Source organism: Shewanella sp. SM95 (assembly GCF_025653595.1).
GTDB lineage: Bacteria > Pseudomonadota > Gammaproteobacteria > Enterobacterales > Shewanellaceae > Shewanella > Shewanella oncorhynchi.
In genome coordinates this window covers 18,438-42,152 of the sequence record NZ_JAKKSE010000020.1, presented here as the reverse complement: position 1 = coordinate 42,152, position 23,715 = coordinate 18,438, and the positions used below count along the sequence as shown (strand labels likewise).

The 23,715-nt window shown below is 44.8% G+C and carries 18 protein-coding genes; 11 read left to right on the top strand and 7 right to left on the bottom strand.

The genetic code is table 11. From position 1 onward, the window contains the following. Positions 1-13: 13 nt before the first annotated feature. Positions 14-694 carry an acireductone synthase gene (gene mtnC, locus L5M29_RS18500; RefSeq protein ID WP_105253037.1) on the bottom strand — a complete coding sequence of 227 codons (681 nt, stop codon included), beginning with the start codon at positions 692-694 and terminating at the stop codon, positions 14-16. Between the two features lie 381 nt (positions 695-1,075). Here mtnC and L5M29_RS18495 point away from each other — a divergent pair, with 381 nt between their 5' ends. Next, positions 1,076-1,507 (top strand): hypothetical protein, encoded by a 432-nt coding sequence (locus L5M29_RS18495; protein ID WP_263169371.1) that lies wholly within the window; start codon positions 1,076-1,078, stop codon positions 1,505-1,507. Between the two features lie 7 nt (positions 1,508-1,514). On the opposite strand, the gene L5M29_RS18490 is transcribed toward L5M29_RS18495, so the two are convergent. From L5M29_RS18490 to L5M29_RS18470, 5 genes are all read right to left on the bottom strand, one after another. Further along, a complete protein-coding gene (locus L5M29_RS18490) occupies positions 1,515-3,338 on the bottom strand; it encodes a glycerophosphodiester phosphodiesterase (protein ID WP_263169369.1) in 1,824 nt (607 codons plus the stop codon). Between the two features lie 172 nt (positions 3,339-3,510). Beyond that, positions 3,511-4,128 (bottom strand): FMN-binding negative transcriptional regulator, encoded by a 618-nt coding sequence (locus tag L5M29_RS18485; protein WP_263169368.1) that lies wholly within the window; start codon positions 4,126-4,128, stop codon positions 3,511-3,513. 131 nt (positions 4,129-4,259) lie between these two features. After that, positions 4,260-4,862, bottom strand: a complete 603-nt coding sequence (locus L5M29_RS18480) for a Crp/Fnr family transcriptional regulator (RefSeq protein WP_263169366.1) — start codon at positions 4,860-4,862, stop codon at positions 4,260-4,262. A gap of 254 nt (positions 4,863-5,116) precedes the next feature. Continuing rightward, on the bottom strand, positions 5,117-5,827 hold the full coding sequence (gene deoD, locus L5M29_RS18475) for a purine-nucleoside phosphorylase (protein ID WP_263169364.1): 711 nt from the start codon (positions 5,825-5,827) through the stop codon (positions 5,117-5,119). A 15-nt stretch (positions 5,828-5,842) separates the two neighbouring features. Then, positions 5,843-7,063: a NupC/NupG family nucleoside CNT transporter gene (locus tag L5M29_RS18470; protein WP_263169363.1), complete on the bottom strand. Its 1,221-nt coding sequence runs from the start codon at positions 7,061-7,063 to the stop codon at positions 5,843-5,845. Between the two features lie 262 nt (positions 7,064-7,325). On the opposite strand from L5M29_RS18470, the gene L5M29_RS18465 reads away from it, so the two are divergent. The 3 genes from L5M29_RS18465 (at position 7,326) to L5M29_RS18455 (ending at position 11,876) form a co-directional block, all read left to right on the top strand. Further along, a complete protein-coding gene (locus L5M29_RS18465; RefSeq protein WP_263169360.1) occupies positions 7,326-7,886 on the top strand; it encodes a MarR family winged helix-turn-helix transcriptional regulator in 561 nt (186 codons plus the stop codon). Continuing rightward, complete coding sequence (locus tag L5M29_RS18460; RefSeq protein WP_263169359.1) at positions 7,879-8,622, top strand: siderophore-interacting protein; 744 nt, start codon at positions 7,879-7,881, stop codon at positions 8,620-8,622. The genes L5M29_RS18465 and L5M29_RS18460 overlap by 8 nt, the downstream gene beginning before the upstream one ends. Before the next feature lie 116 nt (positions 8,623-8,738). Further along, on the top strand, positions 8,739-11,876 hold the full coding sequence (locus L5M29_RS18455) for a hypothetical protein (RefSeq protein WP_263169357.1): 3,138 nt from the start codon (positions 8,739-8,741) through the stop codon (positions 11,874-11,876). Positions 11,877-11,970: 94 nt separating this feature from the next. Here L5M29_RS18455 and hutI read toward each other — a convergent pair whose 3' ends face one another. Further along, complete coding sequence (gene hutI, locus L5M29_RS18450; RefSeq protein ID WP_263169356.1) at positions 11,971-13,203, bottom strand: imidazolonepropionase; 1,233 nt, start codon at positions 13,201-13,203, stop codon at positions 11,971-11,973. A 173-nt stretch (positions 13,204-13,376) separates the two neighbouring features. Between hutI and hutC the strand changes: the two genes are divergently transcribed. The 7 genes from hutC (at position 13,377) to fdhE (ending at position 23,648) form a co-directional block, all read left to right on the top strand. Continuing rightward, positions 13,377-14,084, top strand: coding sequence for a histidine utilization repressor (gene hutC, locus L5M29_RS18445; RefSeq protein ID WP_263147157.1), 708 nt, complete (start codon positions 13,377-13,379; stop codon positions 14,082-14,084). A gap of 154 nt (positions 14,085-14,238) precedes the next feature. Continuing rightward, complete coding sequence (gene hutU / locus L5M29_RS18440) at positions 14,239-15,906, top strand: urocanate hydratase (protein WP_263169353.1); 1,668 nt, start codon at positions 14,239-14,241, stop codon at positions 15,904-15,906. Positions 15,907-15,960: 54 nt separating this feature from the next. Further along, the gene (gene hutH / locus L5M29_RS18435; RefSeq protein WP_263169351.1) at positions 15,961-17,502 is read left to right on the top strand and encodes a histidine ammonia-lyase; all 1,542 of its coding nucleotides are present in this window, start codon (positions 15,961-15,963) and stop codon (positions 17,500-17,502) included. A gap of 674 nt (positions 17,503-18,176) precedes the next feature. After that, the gene (gene fdnG, locus L5M29_RS18430) at positions 18,177-21,191 is read left to right on the top strand and encodes a formate dehydrogenase-N subunit alpha (RefSeq protein WP_263169348.1); all 3,015 of its coding nucleotides are present in this window, start codon (positions 18,177-18,179) and stop codon (positions 21,189-21,191) included. 2 nt (positions 21,192-21,193) lie between these two features. Next, positions 21,194-22,105 carry a formate dehydrogenase subunit beta gene (fdxH, locus tag L5M29_RS18425; RefSeq protein ID WP_168826883.1) on the top strand — a complete coding sequence of 304 codons (912 nt, stop codon included), beginning with the start codon at positions 21,194-21,196 and terminating at the stop codon, positions 22,103-22,105. Then, positions 22,102-22,743 (top strand): formate dehydrogenase subunit gamma, encoded by a 642-nt coding sequence (locus tag L5M29_RS18420; protein WP_263169347.1) that lies wholly within the window; start codon positions 22,102-22,104, stop codon positions 22,741-22,743. Before fdxH ends, L5M29_RS18420 begins: the two co-directional genes overlap by 4 nt. Next, positions 22,743-23,648 carry a formate dehydrogenase accessory protein FdhE gene (fdhE, locus tag L5M29_RS18415; protein ID WP_263169345.1) on the top strand — a complete coding sequence of 302 codons (906 nt, stop codon included), beginning with the start codon at positions 22,743-22,745 and terminating at the stop codon, positions 23,646-23,648. The genes L5M29_RS18420 and fdhE overlap by 1 nt, the downstream gene beginning before the upstream one ends. The last annotated feature ends 67 nt before the right edge of the window (positions 23,649-23,715 follow it).

Genomic DNA, 23,715 nt, shown 5'->3' with positions numbered 1-23,715 from the left:
TTCAATAATCGCATTATTCAATCAGCAGCTCATCGAAGCTGCTGATTTTGCGGAACTCGCCAGTGCGTTGCTTGCTGTCGCGAACCATTTGGCAGGTCATCATACCCGCAGCGTCGGCAGCCTTTAATTCTTCAATAACATCAGACACAAACAGCACTTGTTTGGGGCTTAAGCTGATAGTGTTGAGGATATTGCAGTAAGCCTGCTTATCTAATTTGTTGCCCGTGCGGGTGTCGAAATGGCCGTTAAACATTTCAGTTAAATCGCCGCCGTCACTGTGGCCAAACAACAGTTTTTGCGCGTCGACAGAGCCGGATGAAAAACTGTAAATACGCAGATTTTGTGCGCTAAAACGTTTCACCGCTTCAATAAAGTCCGGGAAGATATGGCCCTTAAATTCGCCATGGGCATAGCCTTGTTTCCAAATTAACCCTTGTAAGGTTTTAAGTGGCGTAGCTTTACGGTCTTCGTTGACCCACTGTTGCAGGATCTCAGTTACACGCGCTAAGTCAGCCTCGGGCTCTAGGGCGATATCTTTAGTGTCACAAATACAGTTTTCAACCAATACATTGTGTTGGTTCTGTTCTAAAAAGTCTGGCAAGGCTTTGACAGAATAGGGGAATAGTACATCTTGGATAAAGTTTAGGTCTGTCGTGGTGCCTGCTGTGTCTACGACTATGGCTCTGATACCCATAATGTTTTGATACTCCACAATATGTTGGCTAAAAAATGCAACTCCGATCCTAAGCGTTATTGGTGAAATTGGCTAGTCTATTTCACCCAAACACATGGGCAAATTGTGGGTGATATCACTAAGCGATAAGATTGAAATTTGATTAATCTAGTAATTTTAAAAGCTTATCCACTGATTATCCGAGAAAACACTAACTTGATACTGGATTTCATCTCGTTTATTGCGCACAAGTTTGTGGTAGACATAAGACTATGGTCTTAATAGCTAAGGGAAATTTAGGCTGCTATTGTAGTTAAAGTCTCTTTACTCCTTTATACCTTGCATGCTGTGGTTTTCGGGAGACGAGACAGCATATTTCACCTGCGAATAGAGAGACCTTACATGAAATATTTACCCGCACTTGGCTTTGGTATCCTATTAGCCTTATTGAGTTTTATCAGCTTCTCATTGGTCGCCAGCGTGGGTTATATGTTGGACATGTTGAGTGCGGTGCCTCACATCTCGCATAACAGTGTGGAGTATCTTTTGTTGGCGGCTCACGATGCGAGTTTGCTGATATTGCTTGCAGGTTTAGTGCTTTATGCTTACCACAGGATCTTTCCTAAACTTCCCTTCGATTGGTTTACCGCTGTGCTTATCCAAATGCCGCTTGGCTTGGCGGTACTGGTGTTAGATGGTTTTACTTTAAACCTGTTTTCATTCAAAGGTTTTGCTCTAACGCTGACCACTTTAGCCGCTTCATTTGGGGGGCTAAGCCTCTTTTGGTTGCTTCAACGTAGAGCTAAGCGCTTCGAAGCTAGGTTGAGTAAATAAGCAGAATTTACAGTACATAGCGTAGGCGCAGTGCCGTTTGTTCAACAGGGGATAGCGCGAGCCACTGTTCTCGGATTTCCACGGCCTCCTGCGGATAGTCGGTAATGAGCACATCGGCTCCCAGCGCCAACATGCGCCGCATTTGCCGTGGATTATTTACTGTCCATACATGCACTTGCTTACCTCCTTTGTGTGCACGGGCGATAAATTTTTCGTTAGTAATCGATTGATTGACCGCTAAGAATTGTGTATTCGCCTTAATGGGATCGCCAATGGATTGAGTGACGATAAGGCCAGTGTGAATGGAAGGGTCGAGTCGTTGCACTTCTTCAATGGCTCTTGCTTCGAGTGATGTAATGACGACTTGTTGTGTCATTTTCTCTTGTTGCAATAAGGCGACAACGGCCTGTGCCAAGCTGGGATCGGCTTGATTATATTTAAGCTCAATGTTCAAACCGATTTTGTTGCGTGCCTCATTAAGCATCTCTAGTAGTGTTGGTACGGATTCACCTGCAAAGGCGGCACTGTGCCAACTCCCCGCATCGAGTTGTTGTATTTCACTCGCACTGAGGTTGGCAACTCGCCTAGAATCGCCCGCTATGCGCATTAAATCAGCATCGTGCAATACCATTAAGGTGCCATCGGATGCCGTTTGCACATCGATTTCGGCATAATCCGCCTTTTCTGCAATCGCTAAACGCAAAGCCGCAAGGGTATTTTCTGGTGCCCTAGCAGCGCCAGCACGGTGGGCAGTAATCAGGATGTCATCCCTTTGTGGTTCACTATTGAGGGCATATACCCCTAACCCCAACATGATTAAAAAAGTGCCGATCAACACCCCGCTTATCGTATAAATCGACAGTTCAGACGTTCTTTTTACCGTTTGTCGCCCAAGGCGTTCTAACCCTGCGGGTTTTTCTCCCAGTTGGCGGTATAACAGCAATATGATAAAGGCTTCCCCAAACATTCCGAGTAAGGACCATGCCGCGCTGAGCATAAAAATCAGTGCAGAGACGAGGGCCAATATGGCTAATTCTGTCGAAAGTGTCAGCGTAACCCTATCGAGTAAGCTATCGGCACCCCAGGAGATCAGCAGCATTAAGGGATACACCAAAGCACCTATCCTCAACCACCAACCCGCAGCGTGCCACATAATCGGGCGTTCATTGCCTGCGCTTAATTGCCAACTGCGTTTGAGTGCCGTCAAAGCATCGGTCGTTTCACTCACAATAATCGTTAGTGAAAAGGCCGCTTTGGCCCACAGATATAAGGCAACAAGGACATAGATTATCGCTAAGAAGGCCATACTCGTTAAGGCGAGATACCAGTCTATGGGCTTGAAATACAAGTAGTAATTAATATCGTGTCCCTGTAGAAACACGCTGAAAATCAGATATCCTAACCCGATAAAAGGTACGCTGAGCAGCAGTAAGCAAGCTGCATAAATGCTACCAAGGCGAATAAATACGGGTAAGCGCGCTGTCGCGAAAATCAGCGCCCGCACTGGGCCAATGGGAATATCGTATAACCCAGATGCTGCGAGAATCGTGACTCCAGCACGTTGGGTAAAAAACACGGTAAAGCTGCTGAATAGAGTAATGACCATAAACAGTAAGCCATAGGGAGACATGGCAAAGGCGATTAAGTCGTAATTGGTGATGGTGACATTGCCCGTTTTGGCAATCAGATGGCGCAGTAGCCAACCAAAAGACGGGACGATAATACCCGCCGACACTAAGGTGAATAACAGTTCAAATTCAATGAGTTTTCTACCGCAACGACGAATGGCTTTAAGCGTGTCATGCCAGTAACTGTGTTCAGGATTGAGCATGCAGCTTCCTTAATCGTGCGAGTGTAGGACTGTAATTTAGCAGCGTTTCAGGTTGACGGTTAGTCATTCGTGCAATGTTTTAGATATGGGCAAGCCGTTAAAGTCTTCTTCTCAATGATTTTACAGAAGACGTATAAGCGACTAATCAAAGTATTGGTTTGGCTGCATGGGCTCAGCCATTGCCTTTGCCAATATCTCGTTGATTCATATAGTGGGCTAATTGTGTCGCATCGGCATGGGGGCTGGCACTTAAGCCGCTGAACACTCCCTGTTGATCGCTCATAGATCTATGCTGACCGAGCTTTTCCTTTGCTTGAATCTCATCAATCACAATCTTAAAGCCGACTATGGCTTGGCGCAGCTTTTGCTGATACTCATCTGGCATAATTTGTTTATCTTGTAATAGCTTGGGCTCGTACTTCGCCACTAATGTGTCCAACATATCTTGGGTTTCGGCATCACTCAGCAGGCTTGCGACACCATAACAATGCACCGCCGCATAATTCCATGTAGGCACCGCAGGTTTAGCATCATACCAAGTTGGCGAAATGTAAGCGTGTGCGCCGCTGAAAACCACTAATACCCGCTGCTTTTCAAGCTCTTGCCAATGTGAGTTCGCCCGTGAAACATGGCCATACATGACGCCTTTCTCTCCCACAGTTGCATCGAGTACAAAGGGAATATGGGTCGCATTCAGTGAACTCGAAACCAGTAAACCAAAGCTGTTTTGCGTGATAAAACCTGTGATTGCCTGCTGATCTGTCATCGCCATATTCTTAGGGGTATACATTGTCATCCTTGGGTTTCAACATGAGTGAAAGCGTTATATTACAAGGAAAAAGTTGGGAGTCGATAGGGGATTTTAATACGTCAAAATTTAATTATGAACAGACGAATTATTGATGATGTATAACGTATATTTTAAATTAAAGGTTTAATTATCTTGTAAAATGGTTTTGATTTAATAATTTTACCTTCTTGAATTAGTTCGTTAATGATTCTTCGATATGACCGTGTTGTAATTCCTAGTCTCTTTGCGCCTAATGTAGAAGATATTTTAAACTGCTCTTCGTTAGCTAAGTTTCTCGCTTCTAATATTTGGTTGATAATGCTGACTTTTGTCGATTGTGTTAAGTTACTAATGAGCTCATGCATATTTCGATTATACCTTTTAGTTATTAGGGAGGTAATGTACATAAGCATGCTAGCATTATTATCTACTATTTTTATAAAGTTAGCCTTAGATATCCTGTAAAGCACTCCTGATTTATTTGACCTAATGTTAAATAAAGAATGGTTGTTCTCTTGGAAGAATTCCATTTCGCCTAAAAAACCAGTGTAGTTACTTTCTACTTTAAGAATAAACTCATTTCCACTCGAGTTTAAATAAGATACCGTCAAGCTAGCATCCTCGCAAAATATAAGCTCTAAAACTTGCTTTGATTGCCTAAGTAAGTAGGTGTTTTTGTCATACTTAATCTCTGCGATCCCAATAGCTTTAATAATAGCAGCAATATCTTCCATAAGTCATTGTTATACAGTTAGTCGCAAATCATATTTCTTTATTATACTCTTGCGGTATTTAATGGCAATCTTAGCTTGTATTTTGTAAGTCAAGGATATGTGGCATGCAGGCATATGAAGAGTTAGCTTATTTCAGGACGAGACACTTTATATTTAAGTTGTAGTACTAAATATTGTAGACTGCTGATATTTTTTATTTAGTTTTTAATTTTAAGTTGATAAGTGACTAACCTTTAGTCACTTATCCGTTTTTATTATATTTGAATTGCTGTTTCCAATGCTACCTTTACCATTTCGTGCAGATCGGTTCTGCGTTCATCAGCGGTTAAATATTCATGACGAGTAATATGATCTGTGACTGTGCATAGTGCAAGCGCGCGGCATTGATGTTCAGCAGCAAGAGTATAAAGTGCATTGACTTCCATCTCGACACCTAGCACACCATATTTTGCCATTACAGTGTAATCGTTTTCATTGGGGCGATAAAATAGATCCGATGAAAATACATTACCTACTTTAAATGTAACCGTCGTTGTTTTTAACACTTCATAACACGCTTGTAATAGTTCGAAGTTTGCGATGGCGGCAAGGTCATGATCTAAAAATCGAATTCGATTTGTTTTAGAATCAGTTGAAGCGCCCATAGCCACAATCAAATCTTTTAAGTGGATATTATCTGATATCGCACCGCAGCTACCGACTCTAATAAAGTTTTTCACGCCAAAGGTTGTCATGAGTTCATGAAAGTAGATAGAGGCAGAAGGAGCCCCCATACCATGACCCATAACAGAAATTGCTTTAGACTTATATTTACCTGTAAAACCTAACATTCCGCGAATATTCGTGACTTCTCTAACGTCTTCTAAATAGGTTTCCACAATGAGCTTTGCTCGCAATGGATCGCCTGACATGATAATGGTTTCTGCAAAATCACCTGGATTTGCATTGATATGTGGAGTCGACATGTTTCACCTCAAAATTTATATTAAAGACACTAGGCCGCCAGCAATCGTGCCGGACATTAAATTAGCTAAAATGGCTGCCAAAAGAACTTTTGGACCAATTTGAGAGATAATTTCTCTTTTATCTGGGCACATAGCAGCGATGCCACCGACGACCATGGCAAGGGAGCCAATATTGGCAAATCCACACAGACTGAACACGACAATTGCCTGTGTTTTATCTGACAGGGTGCTGGAGATTTCTAAAAAATGGATGTAAGCAACAAACTCATTAATGGCAATCTTTTGGCCAATGATTGAACCTGCTTGTATTGCCTCTGACCAAGGAACCCCCATCAAAAATGCCAGTGGTGCAAGGAGATAACCAATGATCATTTCTAGCGTAAGATTATCAATACTGAACAAATGACCAAAACTACCAATGAGTCCGTTTAATAAGGCGATAAGCGCTACAAACGACACTAATAACGCGGTAACAGTGATGACTTGGTTCATCCCCATTAACGAACCATCGGTAATGGCTTCGAGTAAACCTTTAGGCTGCTCTGCCGCATCAATTTCGATTTCATTTTTGACTAAATGTTGTTCTGTTTGCGGACACAGTAACTTGGCAAATAACAGACCCGCTGGCGCGGTCATGAAACAGGCTGTGAGAATATATTTAGGATCAATGCCCAGGTTGATGTAGCCCACCATAGTACCACCGGCAACACTGGCTAATCCTCCCGTCATCACGGCAAATAATTCTGAACGTGTCATGTTTTTTACGAGTGGACGCACCATCGAAGGTGCCTCAATCGGACCGACGAAGATATTGGCCGTTGCTGAGAGTGATTCCGCTTTACTGGTACCTAATACTTTGGCAAGCGCGCCACCAATGATATTGATGACAAACTGCATTACCTTTAAATAGTAGAGAACTGAGATTAACGCAGAGATGAATATCACGACACATAGGACGTTAATCACGAAAACGAAACCCACTTTATAATTGGCTAAGTCGCCAAAAACAAAGCTTAAACCCGCATTGGAGAAAGCGATAACGCTGTTGACGCCACTACTCATGGCTTCAATAATAGTGACACCTACCGGTACAAACATTACAAATGCACCCAGTAGAATTTGCAGTGTTAATGCGCCTCCAACCGTTTTAAATTTTACATGGCGTTTATTCTCAGAGAATAAATAACCAATCAAGATCAGAACAGCAACACCGATACAGCTCATTAGTGTAGACATAGGTTAATCCATCATTTTTTGTAGAAGATCATTTTTGTTGTAGATGAATCATTGAGGATTTTTTTTATAAAAAAACGGACATTTTTCCGATTTAATCATAAAAATGTGCTTATTTGCTGCATATCACATAGGGGTGTGCAAGCTTTGCCTTAAATATTAATCGGCATGTCATCATCTCTATTTTGTTAAATGCCCCTTTATAGTTGATATAGTCAATCAAAATCGATATTGTTGACACAGTCAACTATATCGAGAGCCTTCTATGCCTTCATTGTCACTCAGTGAAACTTTGCACAGATTAGTGCATGCCTACAAAAAGCAATTGCGTAGCGATATTGCTGCACAAGAGATTGATTTACCTGTCACTCATATCCGTGCCTTGAAGGGCGTGTGTCGCAATCCTGAATCGACGGCCCAGTCTATCACCCTGCGAATGCAGCGGGATAAAGCACAAATTACCCGTGTTCTTAATGAGCTACAGCAGAGTGGGTTGATCACTAAAATCGATAACCCTAAGGATGGCCGCAGCCAGTTGCTGCGACCCACGGCTGAGGGGGAAAAGATCATGACTCAGATCAATGCCTCAGAACGTAAAACCGTGGCGCGCATGACGCAGGCGCTCAGTTCAGACGAAGTCGATACTTTTATTAAACTTGCCAATAGGATCAGTAAAAGTGTGGATGATGCCGCTACCGCCAAAAGTGAAGCTGATTGCCTTACTCAAAAAAGACCATCTAGTAAGCCAAAAGATACGGCTGGAAAAGGAGCCATTGAGTTGCGCTTAACGGCAGAAAACGCAATAGGAGAAAATCATAATGAATAAACCTGCACCACGTGAGCTAGAAGTGATCCGCTCGACTTATATCACCCCGCATATGCTACGTATCACCTTAGGCGGTGTGGGATTGGCTGGATTTCCTGCCGGTCAAGAGAGTGCCTATATCAAGTTGTTATTCCCACAAGCGGGTGAGCGTCCATTAATGCGAACTTACACTATCCGTCAGCAACGCGATGATGAAATCGATGTGGATTTTGTGCTGCACGATACCGACGGCCCCGCATCGAGTTGGGCGAAAACGGCGCAGGTGGGCGAACTCATTCAAATTGGCGGACCCGGACTTAAAAAACTGATCAACTTTGAGGCGGATTGGTTTTTACTCGCAGGTGATATGACAGCCTTACCCGCCATTAGCGTGAACTTAGCGCAATTACCAAAGGATGCCGTGGGTTATGCCGTGATTGAAGTATTGAGCGAAGCCGACATTCAACCTCTCGTGCATCCTGAACATGTTGAGCTGCATTGGGTGATCAATCCTGAAGCCGATCCCGAAGGCCGCCCTTTGATCGAGCGAATTGCCCAATTACCTTGGCTTGCTGGCGAGCCCGCCGTGTGGATTGCTTGTGAATTCAACAGCATGCGCGCACTAAGAAGACACTTCAAGCAAGCGCATTCATTACCTAAGAGCCATTTTTACACTTCGAGCTATTGGAAAATTGGCTGTAACGAGGGCGAGCATAAGCTGGTAAAACAAGAAGATGAGCAGTTAGAAAATGCTTAGTTTGAGATAATGGCCTTAAAACAACTTGGTATCAATTGTTTAACATTTTAAGGGTTGGTATGATGAGCTAATGCATAAAGCATAGTAATCAATCATGGATGTGAGGCTCATTGTGTATGGGAAAACTATTTAATAAATATTTAGGTCTAGCTTTAATCTTTATTCCGTTCTTTGTAAGTTCTAATTTTGAGCCAGCAATAAAGGTTTTTGATACAAACGACGCCATTGTTTTGCCTAGTGTTGATACTTCTAGTTCGAAAGTGATATCAACAAAGGATGGTTTTTTATTTACTGGAATTAACCAGAATGGCTTTACTTCGTTATATTATTTTGACCAATCTGCCACAGCTCCCATCGAAGTAAATATTCCTGTCGCTAACAAGGAAAAATTCACAGTATTAGACCATAACTCCTTACAGAAAATAGGGGATGATTTATACATATTTTACTTAGATACGACTGACGATATTTTTTACTTTGATTTAGAGCATAAAAAGCTAGTTAATTGGGGGTTGTATCATGATTTAAAAAATAATAAAGAAATTTCACGGATTAGAGATGGTGTAGGCTCTCAATTATTTTCTGAGTTAAGTTGGATATCTTTTATAAATAATGAAAATTTGATATTTGCGAGAAATAATAAAGTTTACTCATATAATAGTAAGGATGATTTGCTTACCAAGTTAATGGATGGTGATGACTGGGGTAGTGAATTGATCCAGAATAATGGTAGTAATATATATTTTGAGTATGATGGCATACTTTATAAGACTGACGACGTAAGATTGGATGATTTGTATAGTTATCCTAATGGTGAACAAGCTTTTGTATATAGAGATTCGGGTGATATTACATTAAGAGATAAGTACAACGCTCCGCCAGCAGATTTAAATAGTAAAGGTTTTTTTGCCATTTCATTCGGTTTTGAACAGTCGAATGATTATTTGTACTTAAATGGAGGTGGCTATTCTGGAGAGATAAATCTGGGGAATGGTTATGGATTTTCAAGTAACTCTGGCATTATCTCAAGTGAGAATACTATTACATTCTTGAAAAAGAGCCGTGCTACTAACTATGGTGATAGCTATCAGATACAAAGTTGTAGTCTAAATAAAGAACTTACCTGTAAAAATATAAATGTGCTACCTGAGATTACTCAAGGGCTAGATAATGTAACCCTATTTAATGTAGATGCCAGTAATGTTTTAGTGAATGCTAGATATGTTGAAGCTGGAATGATAGTTGAGACTAAGATGGTTTTAGTCAATCTTGTTACATCTGAGGTTAAAGAGGTTGGTGTTAATATAGATAAAAATGTTGTTGCTGATATATTGGCAAAGTCTGTAGATGAAATATTTATTCTCACAACAGCTGTTTTGGACGATAAAAAAACGTTATACAAGTACAAAATAAAAGAGGCTGCTTTAAGTAATTTTCCTATTAAAAACTATCATGGTCAGTATCGTAGCAGCTTTATTGTTAGCGGGAGGTTGTTTTCTTTAAAGCGTGATGTTATTTCTGAAAATTTATTAAGTAATCAAAGGTTTGAAGGGTTGTTTAATTTTGATGAAAATTATGATTTATTTAATCTGATATTTCTAAGCAATTTTGGACGGAATACTGGGCAGTTAAATTTCTCAGGTATCCATGGCATTAATAAAGTGCGCGATGGGATTGTTTCTTCTAGCGTTAAAACTCTCGAGAATAATTCTTATTATACTTTTATGGTTCATGATGATCTTACAAAGACTGATATTTTTAACGGTTTTGTTAATTATTGGCTTGATTCTAACGATGGATTTATATTTAGTTCATTAAATAACGTCTCCATTTTTAAAGATGGCGCGGTAAGAAGTTTGTATTCATATAATGATTCGTCAAAGATTAGGTTATTTAAACCAATTTCATACAATAAAGGTAATATTCTTTTTGATAATAATTATGTTTTAAATGTTAATGATTACAATGTATTTGATGTTTTTAAACCAAATTTGAATGGTTACATGAGTTCAAATCCTGTTCAATGTGATGATAGTATATTTTACATTTGGAGTGATTCTAATGGTAATAGCCTTTGGAGGAGTAACAATAGCTCTTTATCAAGGATAGATCTGAATGGTAGGAACATTAGTTTAGAACTTGATTATTATAGTTTGTTGGACTCTTTGCTGTTATCTAGTTACAACAACTCTACATCTACTGATGATAGTTATTTTATAATTAACTGTAACGATTTTACAATTAAAGATATTTCACTTAAGCCAAATGATGCTACTAGTGTTAGTATTGTGAAAAGTGAACAAGGTGACTCATATGCTTATGTCAACTATTCTGATAAAATGGAGATTTATTATCTTAATGATTATGACTTTAAATTAAATAAAATATATACAACATATCTTTCTGATTATTTTTATCCAGAATATAATGTGATTCATCGAACTGCAGCAGGATTTTTTTATAATTATCAATATCAGTTCAGTAATGGAAACCTTGTTAAGATTGATAATGCTGATAATGAGTTGGTGGTTGCTAGCACTGGTGACTGCCACAGTGATGCTGATGACCCTCGAGGGTGGATTGTATGTGCTGTAACTATAAAAAATGGTAATTTAATGGAAGATGCCATACGTATTTATGATCTAAAGTTACAGAAACATGTTTACGTTAAGTTGAGCTATCTGGAGCCAGAGGCTAATATCAGTAACTTTACATATAGTAAAGGAAGATATTTTTTTAATGCGAATGTAGTTGGAATTGGTTATGAATTGTTAGCTCTCGATCAAAACTGCCTGATTGAATTAGATAATGGCGCAGATAACTGTACGTTACCACTTCCAAACTCAGCTCCAAGAATTTATAGCCATGAAATAGAAAGTTATTACAATGGACAATCCGTTTATTTCCCCATTAGAGCTGTTGATGAGGATTTAGACCTGTTGACGTATAAAATTATTAGTAAAGATGTAAATTGGTTATCTATTTCCAATAACGGTGTTCTAAATGGTGTGATTCCTAATAATGAAAAACCAAGAGTAATTAATTTAACTGTTGGAGTCTCAGATGGGAATGTTGAAACTACAAAGGAGATCAAATTAAAAATTTTAGAAAGCAATAACAATCATGATACCACGGAGAATCCGTCTACACCTCCAAGCAGTAACGGGGAGGGGGGGGGAAGCCTATCGCTATTTTTACTTTTTATCCTTTACCTAGTATCAACTTATCGCAGAAAATTCCAATTAGGGTTCTAGTAGTCAGTTTTGAATATTCAAAATATTTAGTTAGTTTTGCCATTGATGGCTTTGTTTGTGAAGCTATCAATGGCATTTTCTTTAACTGGTGTAGTTAGGTGTGTTGATGCACTAGCTTGCCATTCTTCACCACATCTTTGCAGGGATTGACGCCGTAGGAATAGGCCAACTGCGCAGGCGTGGCGATATCCCACAGACAAAAATCGGCCTGTTTGCCAACGACTAAACTGCCGACATTATCTTCAATCCCAAGTGCTTTGGCGGCATTTAAGGTGAGTCCTGTTAGGGCTTCTTCTGGCGTTAAACGGAACAAGGTGCAGCCCATATTCAGCATCAACAGGGTTGAGCAAATGGGGGATGAACCTGGGTTGAAATCGCTGGCGAGTACCATAGGTACGCCGTATTGGCGCAATAAATCGATAGGTGGTTTTTGGGTTTCCCGCAAAAAGTAAAACGCGCCTGGCAGCAGTACGGCGCAGGTGCCGCTTTCACTTAAGGCTTTAACGCCTGCCTCATCTAAATATTCGATATGATCTACAGACTTAGCACCAAGACGTGCGGCCAGTGCACTGCCACCCATATTGGTTAACTGCTCGGCATGGAGCTTAATCTCTAAGCCCGCCGCTTTGGCTGCGCTGAGCACCCGTTCAGTTTGCTCAAGGTTAAAGGCGATATTCTCGCAGAACACATCCACTGCATCGGCAAGATTTTCGGCGATCACTGCGGGTAGCATCTTATTGATAATTAAGTCGACATAGCCGTCGCTATTGTCTTTATACTCAGGCGGAATTGCATGGGCGCCAAGGAATGTGGTCTTCACATCTACGTGGTGATGTTTGCCGAGCTCGCGGGCGACACGCAGGATTTTCAATTCAGTTTCAGTATCTAAGCCGTAACCCGATTTGATCTCAACCGTAGTAACTCCTTCTTTGGCGAGCGCGTTTAAGCGCTGGCGGCCGAGTTCAAATAATTCTGCTTCATCAGCTTCGCGGCAGGCCTTAACGGTCGAAATAATGCCGCCACCTGCACGAGCAATTTCTTCGTAACTGGCGCCCTGTAGGCGTAACTCAAATTCATTGGCGCGATTACCGGCAAAGATTAAGTGAGTGTGGGCGTCAATTAATCCTGGGGTGATCCAACCGCCTTTGCCCCTGTAAACGGGAATTGACAAAACATCGAAGGCGGGCAGTTCGCTGCGGGGGCCAAGCCAAGCAATTTTACCATCTTTTACTGCGATGGCCGCGTTGGTGATCGCACCATAAGGTGCTGATACGGAAGGGTCCATTGTGGCTAAGTTAACGTCTATCCAAACCTGATCCCAAGACATGTATTCCCCTCGCTGTGCTGGCAGATGTTAACCAAGTGATTAACGGTTTATTAAATTTATGTGAGCTAGCTTGTATTTACTTGTATATACAAGCTAGGATTGTAGCCGCAATTTTGAACGTTTGAAAGAGTGAATAGTACCTAGATTCTAGCGCTTTATATTGAGGAAATGTTTTGGCTACTCCTAAGTTTGCAGAAATTAAGCAATACATTATCTCCTCTATCGAGTCGGGTGAGTGGGAAGAACATGCTCGCGTGCCTTCTGAGAATCAGCTTGCCGATTTGTTTACCTGCAGCCGAATGACGGCGCGACGTGCGTTAACCGAACTGACGGATAGCGGTGTGCTTGAGCGTTCTCAAGGGCTAGGCACCTTCGTCGCAGGGTGTAAATCCCAGTCGTCTATGTTGGCGATCCGCAATATTGCCGATGAGATAAAAGACCGCGGCCACGGCTATAGCGTGCAGCAATGGGTGTTAGAACAAGTCGTGGCGAGTACGAGTATCGCAATTTCCCTTGGGCTTGAGCACGGTGCGACAGTCTTCCATTCGATCTTAGTGCATTGCGAGCAGGGCTTACCGTTGCAAGTTGAAGAGCGTTATGTGAATCCTGAGCTGGTACCCGATTATTTATTGCAGGATTTTACCCAGCAGACACCCCACGAATATTTGTCCCAAGTGGCACCGCTGACCGAGGCGCATCACACGATTGAAGCGATTATCGCCAGTGAAGCATTACAGCAAAGGCTCGAAATCCCCGCCACTGAGCCCTGTTTACAGATTTTACGCCGCACTTGGTCACGCCAAGGCGTCGTGAGTTTCGCAAAATTAGTTCACCCAGGTAGCCGCTTTAAACTCGGCGGCCACTTAACCTTTAGCAAGTAACGCCAGTGGCGTGATTAACAGGTGTAAATCAGTAACTTTGATAGCTGTACCCTTATAAGTTAAAAGATAAAAACACAATAAAAACAATAGTGCTAACCCGTATTAGCGACTTAGCGAATACGAGTTAGCACCACAGGTTGAAAGAGGAAAATTAATGGATAAGCGCCACGACCCAAGCCGCCGTATTATTGCACCGCATGGCACACAATTAAGCTGTAAGAGTTGGCTCACAGAAGCGCCAATGCGTATGTTAATGAACAACTTACATCCAGATGTCGCCGAGCGCCCAGAAGACTTAGTCGTCTATGGCGGTATTGGCCGCGCCGCCCGCGATTGGGATTGCTACGACAAAATCATCGAAGTCTTACAACGCCTCGAAGACGACGAAACCTTATTAGTGCAATCGGGCAAACCTGTGGGCGTATTTCGCACCCATGCGGATGCACCGCGCGTACTGATTGCTAACTCAAACCTAGTGCCACATTGGGCGAACTGGGAACATTTCAACGAGTTAGATAAGCTCGGTTTGGCTATGTACGGCCAGATGACGGCGGGTTCTTGGATCTACATTGGTACTCAAGGCATAGTCCAAGGCACCTACGAGACCTTTGTGTCGGTCGCAAAACAGCACTTTGAGGGGGTCTCTAAAGGCAAGTGGATCCTCACCGGCGGGTTAGGCGGCATGGGCGGCGCGCAAACGCTGGCGGGCACTATGGCTGGCTTTTCAGTGTTAGCTTGTGAAGTCGACGAAACCCGCATCGATTTTCGTTTGCGTACTCGCTATGTTGACAAAAAAGCCACTTCGCTCGATGAAGCATTAACCATGATTGAAGAAGCGAACCAAGCTGGCAAGCCAGTATCCGTTGGCTTACTGGCGAACGCCGCCGATGTGTTTGCTGAATTTGTTAAACGCGGCGTTACCCCTGATGTGGTGACCGACCAAACCTCGGCCCACGATCCATTAAACGGTTATCTGCCGCAGGGTTGGACTATGGCAGAGGCCGCAGCTATGCGTAAAACCGACGAAGCGGGCGTAGTGAAAGCAGCAAAAGCCTCGATGGCGGTGCAAGTACAAGCCATGCTCGACCTGCAAACCGCGGGTGCAGCAACGCTCGATTACGGTAACAACATTCGCCAAATGGCGTTTGAAATGGGCGTGGCAAACGCTTTTGATTTCCCAGGTTTTGTGCCTGCATACATTCGCCCGCTGTTCTGTGAGGGCATTGGCCCGTTCCGCTGGGTAGCACTGTCTGGCGATCCAGAAGATATCTACAAAACCGACGCCAAAGTGAAAGAGCTTATTCCTGATAATCCACACTTGCACAATTGGTTAGACATGGCACGCGAGCGCATCGCCTTCCAAGGTCTGCCTGCGCGTATTTGCTGGGTCGGCTTAAAAGATCGCGCTCGTTTAGCGTTAGCCTTTAACGAAATGGTCAAAAATGGTGAGTTGTCGGCGCCTGTGGTGATTGGCCGCGATCACTTAGATTCTGGCTCTGTTGCCAGCCCGAACCGCGAAACCGAATCTATGCTGGATGGCTCAGATGCGGTATCCGATTGGCCATTATTGAATGCACTACTCAACACCGCCAGCGGCGCAACTTGGGTGTCATTACACCACGGTGGTGGCGTCGGCATGGGCTTTAGCCAACATTCGGGTGTGGTGATTGTGTGCGACGGAACCGACGCTGCAGCAAAACGGGTTGGCCGTGTGCTGTGGAATGACCCAGCGACAGGCGTGATGCGCCATGCCGATGCGGGCTACGAGATTGCGAAAAACTGCGCCAAAGAGCAGGGGCTCGACTTACCTATGCAAGAGTAGCCGATGCTAACTTCTTAAAATAACAATAATAACTAAAAGCTTGGAGCTAAAAATATGAAATCTGTGAATCACTTAGTGTTAACGCCGGGCAGCTTGAGCCTAGCGCAATTGCGCGAAATCAGCCGCCATAAGCTAACACTCGAACTCGCGCCAGAGGCCATTACCGACATCAACACCAGCGCGCAAATCGTGCAAAAAGTGTTAGATGAAGGCCGCACCGTTTATGGCATCAACACAGGTTTTGGCTTGTTGGCCAATACCAAGATAGCGCCCGAAGATCTGCAATTGCTGCAACGCTCTATTGTGTTGTCGCACGCCGCTGGCACGGGGCAATACATGCAAGACGCCACAGTGCGCTTGATGATGGTGTTAAAAATCAATTCATTAAGCCGTGGCTTCTCGGGCATTCGTTTAGAAGTGATTAACTTCTTAATCCGTTTAGTGAACGCCGAAGTGTATCCCTGCGTGCCAGAAAAAGGCTCAGTGGGCGCATCGGGCGATTTAGCGCCACTGGCGCACATGTGTCTGCCTATGCTGGGCGAAGGCGAGATGAGCTATCGAGGTGAGTTAATTTCTGCCGCCGAAGGTTTAGAAATCGCCGGCCTTAAGCCAATCGATTTAGCGGCTAAAGAAGGGCTCGCTTTGCTTAACGGCACACAAGCCTCGACTGCGCTAGCGCTGGAAGGGTTATTCCACGCCGAAGACTTGTTCGCAGCAAGTTCAGTGATCGGCGCCATGAGCGTCGAAGCGGCGATGGGCAGTCGTAGCCCGTTTGATCCTCGCATCCATGCGGCGCGTGGTCAGAAAGGTCAAATCGATTCGGCCATGGTCTTCCGTCATCTACTGGGTGAAGAGTCTGAGATCAGCTTAAGTCACGTTAATTGTGAAAAGGTGCAAGATCCTTACTCACTGCGCTGTCAGCCACAGGTGCTGGGTGCTTGCTTGACCCAAATTCGTCACGCGGCCGATGTGTTAGGCACAGAGGCCAATGGCGTAACCGATAACCCACTGGTGTTCCAAGATACAGGCGATATCATTTCTGGCGGTAACTTCCACGCCGAACCCGTGGCTATGGCGGCGGATAATCTGGCGATTGCGATTGCTGAACTGGGCTCCATTGCCGAGCGTCGTATTGCGTTATTGATCGATTCTAGTCTATCTAAACTGCCGCCATTTTTGGTAAAAAACGGCGGCGTGAACTCAGGCTTTATGATCGCCCAAGTGACGGCGGCGGCATTGGCGTCCGAGAACAAAACCTACGCACATCCGGCATCAGTTGACAGCTTGCCAACATCGGCTAACCAAGAAGACCATGTTTCTATGGCGACCTTTGCGGCGCGTCGTTTGCGCGATATGAGCGAAAATACCCGTGGTGTACTGGCAATTGAATTGTTAGCGGCGGCTCAGGGTTTAGATTTTCGCGCTCCTTTAGCCCCAAGTGCTGCAGTGGCTAAGGCTACAGCCGAATTGCGTGAAGTCGTCGCTTATTACGATAAAGACAGATACTTCGCGCCAGATATCGAAGCCGCGACCGATTTGTTGTATACAGCGAGCTTTAACACTTATCTGCCTGCAGGAACGCTAGCCAGCTTTTAGGCGTTTGTTTTAGTTTAATGGCTGAACAGGTGTTTACTCCGCGGGAATAGGCTGCACTGGGCGCTTTTGTTATCGCGCCCAGATTTTGCACCTCAATGTACTAAAAATAAGCGTTAAAAGGCAAAATTTAAGGTGCAGGCAGATTGCTTGTGCCTTTTTATTTGGTTTTTTCCTGCTTTTCCTCGATCTTTGTCTTTGCCATTTTGGTGTGTTTAACACCGCAGACTCTGCAATTTTTACCCTAATCTTTACATTGTCAATTTTTGTGGCTGTCTATCCCTCTAGAAACCGTTACCTTTGTGTTTTTATCCGCCATCATTATGCATATTTGAATGTATGTAATCATTTTTAATAACCACAACCCTATGATATGGGACAATATGGGCTTGCAATGTTGGACAAATTGTCCTTTGTGGTTTTTTGGTTTTTAATTCCTTTTATTGTTCTTTGATTATTATTCATTGGGTTTTAACTCTTTATTTGTAATATTTTTTGGAGTTAAGTTCTGTGGTTGTTTATTTGGGATCTTGATCTCATGTCATTATTTGTTATCTATTTCTTCTTTGGGGATAATCTTAAATTAAGTGTGGTCTTTAGTAGGACTCACTCAATCGGTTGCCATTTTTACCACAGCAACCACTAGACTCATAACGACAAGAGTGTGAGAGGACGCAATGAACAGACGCCAGTTTTTTAGACTGTGTGCTGCCGGAGCTGCCACCTCAGCAATTTCAGCGTTGGGATTGATGTCCGAAAAGGCCTATGCGGCCGTTCGAGAATTCAAACTCATTAGCGCGAAAGAAACCCGCAATAACTGCTGCTATTGCTCAGTGGGTTGCGGATTGCTGATGTACAGCAAAGGAAGTAACGGCAAAAACGCCGAACAAAGTATTTTCCATATCGAAGGGGATGCAGACCATCCAGTCAACCGCGGGGCCTTGTGTCCTAAGGGTGCTGGTCTAGTGGATTATGTGAACAGCCCTAATCGTCTTAAATATCCTGAGTACCGTGCGCCAGGCAGTAATGAATGGACTCGTATCAGCTGGACTGAAGCTTACCAACGCATCGCCCGTCTGATGAAGAATGACCGTGATGCTAACTTGATTGAAAAGAATTCTGTTGGGATGACGGTTAACCGTTGGCTTAGCACTGGGATGATGACCTCGTCGGCGATGCCGAATGAAGGTGGCTATATCACCCAGAAATTTGCACGGGCACTGGGCCTAGTTGCAATCGATACTATTGCGCGTAACTGACACTCTCCAACGGTAGCAAGTCTTGCTCCGACATTTGGACGTGGTGCCATGACCAACCACTGGATCGATATTAAAAACTCTAATTTGATCATTATTATGGGCGGTAATGCTGCAGAGGCTCACCCTGTCGGATTCGGCTGGGTTACAGAAGCTATGCAACATAACAACGCTAAACTTTTGGTGGTCGATCCTCGCTTCACCCGTAGCGCCGCTGTGGCCGATTACTATGCGCCGATCCGCTCGGGCACAGATATCGCCTTCCTGCTCGGGGTGATCCGCTATCTTATTGAAACTAAACAAGTGAACTACGACTATGTGAAGGCTTATACCAATGCCAGTTACATAGTGCGCGAAGACTTCTCTTTTAGTGAAGGTCTGTTCAGCGGTTTCGATGAAGAAACAGATAGCTACAATAAAGAGTCTTGGTACTACGAGTTAGACGAACAGGGTTACGCGAAAATCGATCCTAGCTTCGAACATCCACGCTGTGTGTGGAACTTAATGAAGCAACATGTAGAACGCTATGACTTTGAAACAGTAAGCAATATTACCGGTACGCCGATTGCGGACTATGAGATCGTTTGCCAACAAATTGGTAGCACTCATACCCACGATAGAGCCGCGACCTTTATGTATGCCTTAGGTTGGACTCACCACAGTAAAGGGGCGCAGAACATTCGCTCTATGGCCATGGTGCAGTTGCTGCTGGGTAACATTGGGGTGTTGGGCGGTGGTGTTAACGCTCTGCGCGGACACTCGAACGTGCAAGGCGCGACCGATATGGGTTTATTGTGTCAAAGCTTGCCCGGTTACCTCAAGTTGCCGAACGAAAAAGACATTAATCTTAAAACCTATCTCCACAACTATACACCTGTCGCTCTGCGTCCGGGTCAAACCAACTATTGGCAAAATTACCCTAAATTCTTTGTTTCGCAAATGAAGAGCTTTTGGGGCGATAACGCCACGGTTGAAAATGACTTTGGTTATGACTGGTTGCCGAAATGGGACAAGCAGTACGACTTTACTAAACACTTAGATATGGCTTTCCACGGCGAAGTGAATGGCTACATTATCCAAGGTGTTAACGCCATTAACTCTATGCCAAACCGTAATAAGGTACTCAAAGCCTTGAGTAATCTTAAATACATGGTGGTGTTGGATGCCTTGGCAACGGAAACCGCAACCTTCTGGCAAAATGCCGATGGCTTCAATGAAGTCAATCCCGCTGAAATCATGACGGAAGTGTTCCGTTTACCTACGACATGTTTTGCCGAGGAAGAAGGTTCCATCGTCAACTCTGGCCGTTGGATGCAGTGGCATTGGAAGGGCGCTAACCCGCCGGGTGAAGCCAAGCCAGATGCTGAGATTCTCTCTGGCGTCTTAATGGCAATGCGTGAACTGTACAAACAAGAGGGCGGTAAGCTGCCTGAGCCAGTGCACGCGATGAGCTGGAATTACCACAATCCTCACTCACCGCACGCTGAAGAAATCGCTCGCGAGCTTAACGGTAAGGATCTCGTGACTCAACGTCAGCTCAGTAGTTTTGCTGAACTGAAAGCTGATGGTAGTACCGCCAGCGCCTGTTGGATTTATGCGGGTTCTTGGACCGAAGAAGGCAACTTGATGGCTCGCCGTGACAACCATGATCCTTCCGGTAAAGGTGTTACTCCGGGTTGGGCATTTGCTTGGCCAGCAAACCGTCGTGTGCTGTATAACCGCGCTTCTTGCGATATCAACGGCAAACCTTGGGATCCAAAACGCACTATCGTCGAGTGGGTTGACGGTAAGTGGCACGGTATCGATGTGGGCGACTTCAATATGAAGTTAACACCACAGGAATCCGCTGGCCCCTTCATCATGCAACCCGAAGGTGTGGGTCGTTTCTTCGCCCTTAAATTATTGGCCGAAGGTCCGTTCCCTGAGCACTACGAGCCGATGGAGTCGCCTATTGGGTTGAACCCGTTACACAAGGTCACCAGTAACCCTGCGGTACGTATGTTACCGGGTGTGAAGGAAACCTTAGGTTCCCATAAGGACTTCCCTTATGTGGCAACTACTTACTGTGTAACTGAACACTTTAACTTCTGGTCTACGCATGCTCGTTTAGCTGCGATTTCTATGCCTGAAACCTTCGTCGAAATCGATGAAATGTTAGCGGCAGAAAAAGGTATCGCCAATGGGGATTGGGTCACTGTCAGCTCTAAACGCGGCAGCATTGAAACCAAAGCCTTAGTGACTAAACGGCTACAGCCGTTAAAGGTAAATGGCCAGTTAGTCCATACCGTCGGGTTACCCCGTCACGGCAGCCATAATGCACTCACTCGTAAGAGTTACTCCTGTAACGTACTCACCACGGAAGTGGGGGATGCAAATACACAGGTGCCTGAGTTCAAAGCATTTTTGGTTAACATCACTAAAGCGGAGGGGATCTGATTATGGCATCACAAGACATTATCCGCCGCTCCGGTACTTCAGCGGTGACGCCTGCGGCAAAGGGGCGTAATTCGTCAGAAAAGGTCGCCAAGCTGTTCGACGCCACTAAGTGTAATGGCTGTAAAGCCTGCCAAGTGGCGTGTTCTGAGTGGAATGATTTACGGGAAGAGGTAGGTACTTTCCAAGGCAGTTACCAAAACCCTATGTCGCTATCGGGCCAATGTTGGACCCTGATGGAGTTCCATGAGGTGATGGAAAGCAACAAGCTGCGTTGGCAATTTACCCACTCGGCCTGTATGCACTGTGCCGACCCTGCCTGCTTAACGGCCTGTTCGACCTCGGGCGCGATTATCCAGCACGCCAATGGTGTGGTGGACTTCGATTCGGACAAATGTATCGGCTGCGGTTATTGCGCCAGTGCTTGTCCTTTCGATGTGCCCAAAATCGATCCTAAGGATAACAAGGCCTACAAGTGCACTATGTGCTCTGACCGTTTGGCTGTGGGATTGGAACCTTCCTGCGTTAAGTCCTGTACCACAGGGGCGCTGCGTTTTGGCACCCGTGAGGACATGTTGTTCTACTCGCAAAAACGGGTCGAAGAACTGAAGGAAAAGGGTTTTGCTAAGGCAGGACTTTATAACCCTGAGGGCGTAGGTGGCACGGGTATGATGATGATATTACACGATATCAATCAGCCCGAAAGCTACAACATGCCTGATAACCCGCAGATCCCACTGTCACTCACTCTGTGGCAGGACTGGGTCAAACCTTTAGGCACTATGGGCATTCTTGCCACTGCCGCCGTCGCTTGTCTGCATAAGATCACCGTCGGTCGCAATATAGTCGAAGAAGACCAACCGGGTTATCAACCGCCAGAGGAAGAGGCTAAGCAGGAAGAGGGGGCCGACAAATGAGCAAGCATGATAAGCAAGAAATGATAGTGCGTCACAAGCTGTTCGATCGCATCTGTCATTGGTTCATTGTGGCGGTTGGCCTAGTGACATTTCTCACTGGCTTCTCCTTCTTCTATCCGTCGTTTCAATGGCTGGGGGCGATAGCGGGCACACCGCAATTGGCGAAGTTTATTCATCCCATTGCGGGCTTGATGATGTGCTTTCCTCTGATGTTGATGTTGGTGCGTTACTACAAACACAACAAATGGGAAAAGCACGACCTCGCTTGGATGCTCGCCATTAAGGATGTGATGTTCGAGAACGAGGAGAAAATCCCGCCTATCGGCCATTACAACCCTGGGCAAAAGGTATTGTTTCGCGCCTTCGTGCTGACATCTATCACTTTAACGGTGACGGGAATCATCATGTGGCAGCCTTACTTTGCGCCCTATTTCTCAGCCACTGTGGTGGGTTGGGCCATTCTGTTGCACGCCATTTGTGCGCTCATCATGTTGATTTTTGTGATGGTACATTTTTGGATGGCGACATGGGTGGAAGGGTCGGTTACAGGCATGCTTTACGGCAAAGTCTCTAAGGCTTGGTGCCGCAAACATCACCCTGTGATGTTGGATGAACATTCGGACGTGGAGAAACATTAATGAGTCATACAGCCGAGATACCTCTGGCCCAAGGCAGCGAATCACCGCTGGAACTTAAACCGTTAAAAGCGGCAGATCCCCAAGCTGTGTATCACAGAAGGGCGCAGCGTTTGCTGTCATTGGCCAAGGACTCGCCGCTGGCTGACTACTTTGAGCTATGTCGCCGTTTGGTCTCTATACAGGCCAGGTTAGCGCAGGAGGCTGACTTCGGTAAGCTTCTCGCTTGGGGGAAAGATGAGGCGACTCCGCTTTCCCTTTTGGGCTCAGAGGCAGATAGCTATTGGCAAGGACTGCTACAGCAACTGTTAAGTGATTTGTTGCCGCAGGTGGATGAATCCATAGCTCGGGTAGTGCGTTTGCTGATGCAGCAATCGCCCAAGCAACTGAGTTCGTGGGGGCGTTCACTACGCCAAGGGCATGTCAGTGAAGTGCCTGCCCGTTTTAGCTTATTCATCTGGGCGGCGATGGGCGTTTATTGGTCGCATTGGGCACCTATGGTCATCAAGCGGATGGATCAGCGCAAGGTGGCGCAGCAGAGTATGTGTCCCGTGTGTGGATGTCATCCGGTGGCGAGTGTGATTGTCGATCAGCCTCGAGCTGGTTTGCGCTATCTGCATTGCAGTCTGTGCGAGAGCGAATGGCATTACATTCGTGCCCATTGCACCAGTTGCGGTCAGGACAAAGAGATGACGATTTGGTCGCTAGATGATGCCAAGGCTCAAGTGCGGATCGAAAGCTGCGATGAATGTCATGGCTATACCAAGATGATGTTCGTCGAAAACTCGCCGTCTATGGATGTGGCGGCAGACGATCTCGCAACCTTGATGTTAGACAGTGAGCTAAATGCTAAGGGCTTTGGTGCAACAACACTGAACCCACTGCTACTGGCCCACGAAACCACGTAAGCCACATAGCTTAAACAAATGCGGGAGGGAGTCGGGTTGCTGATCCCTTCCTGCTTTTTATAAACCA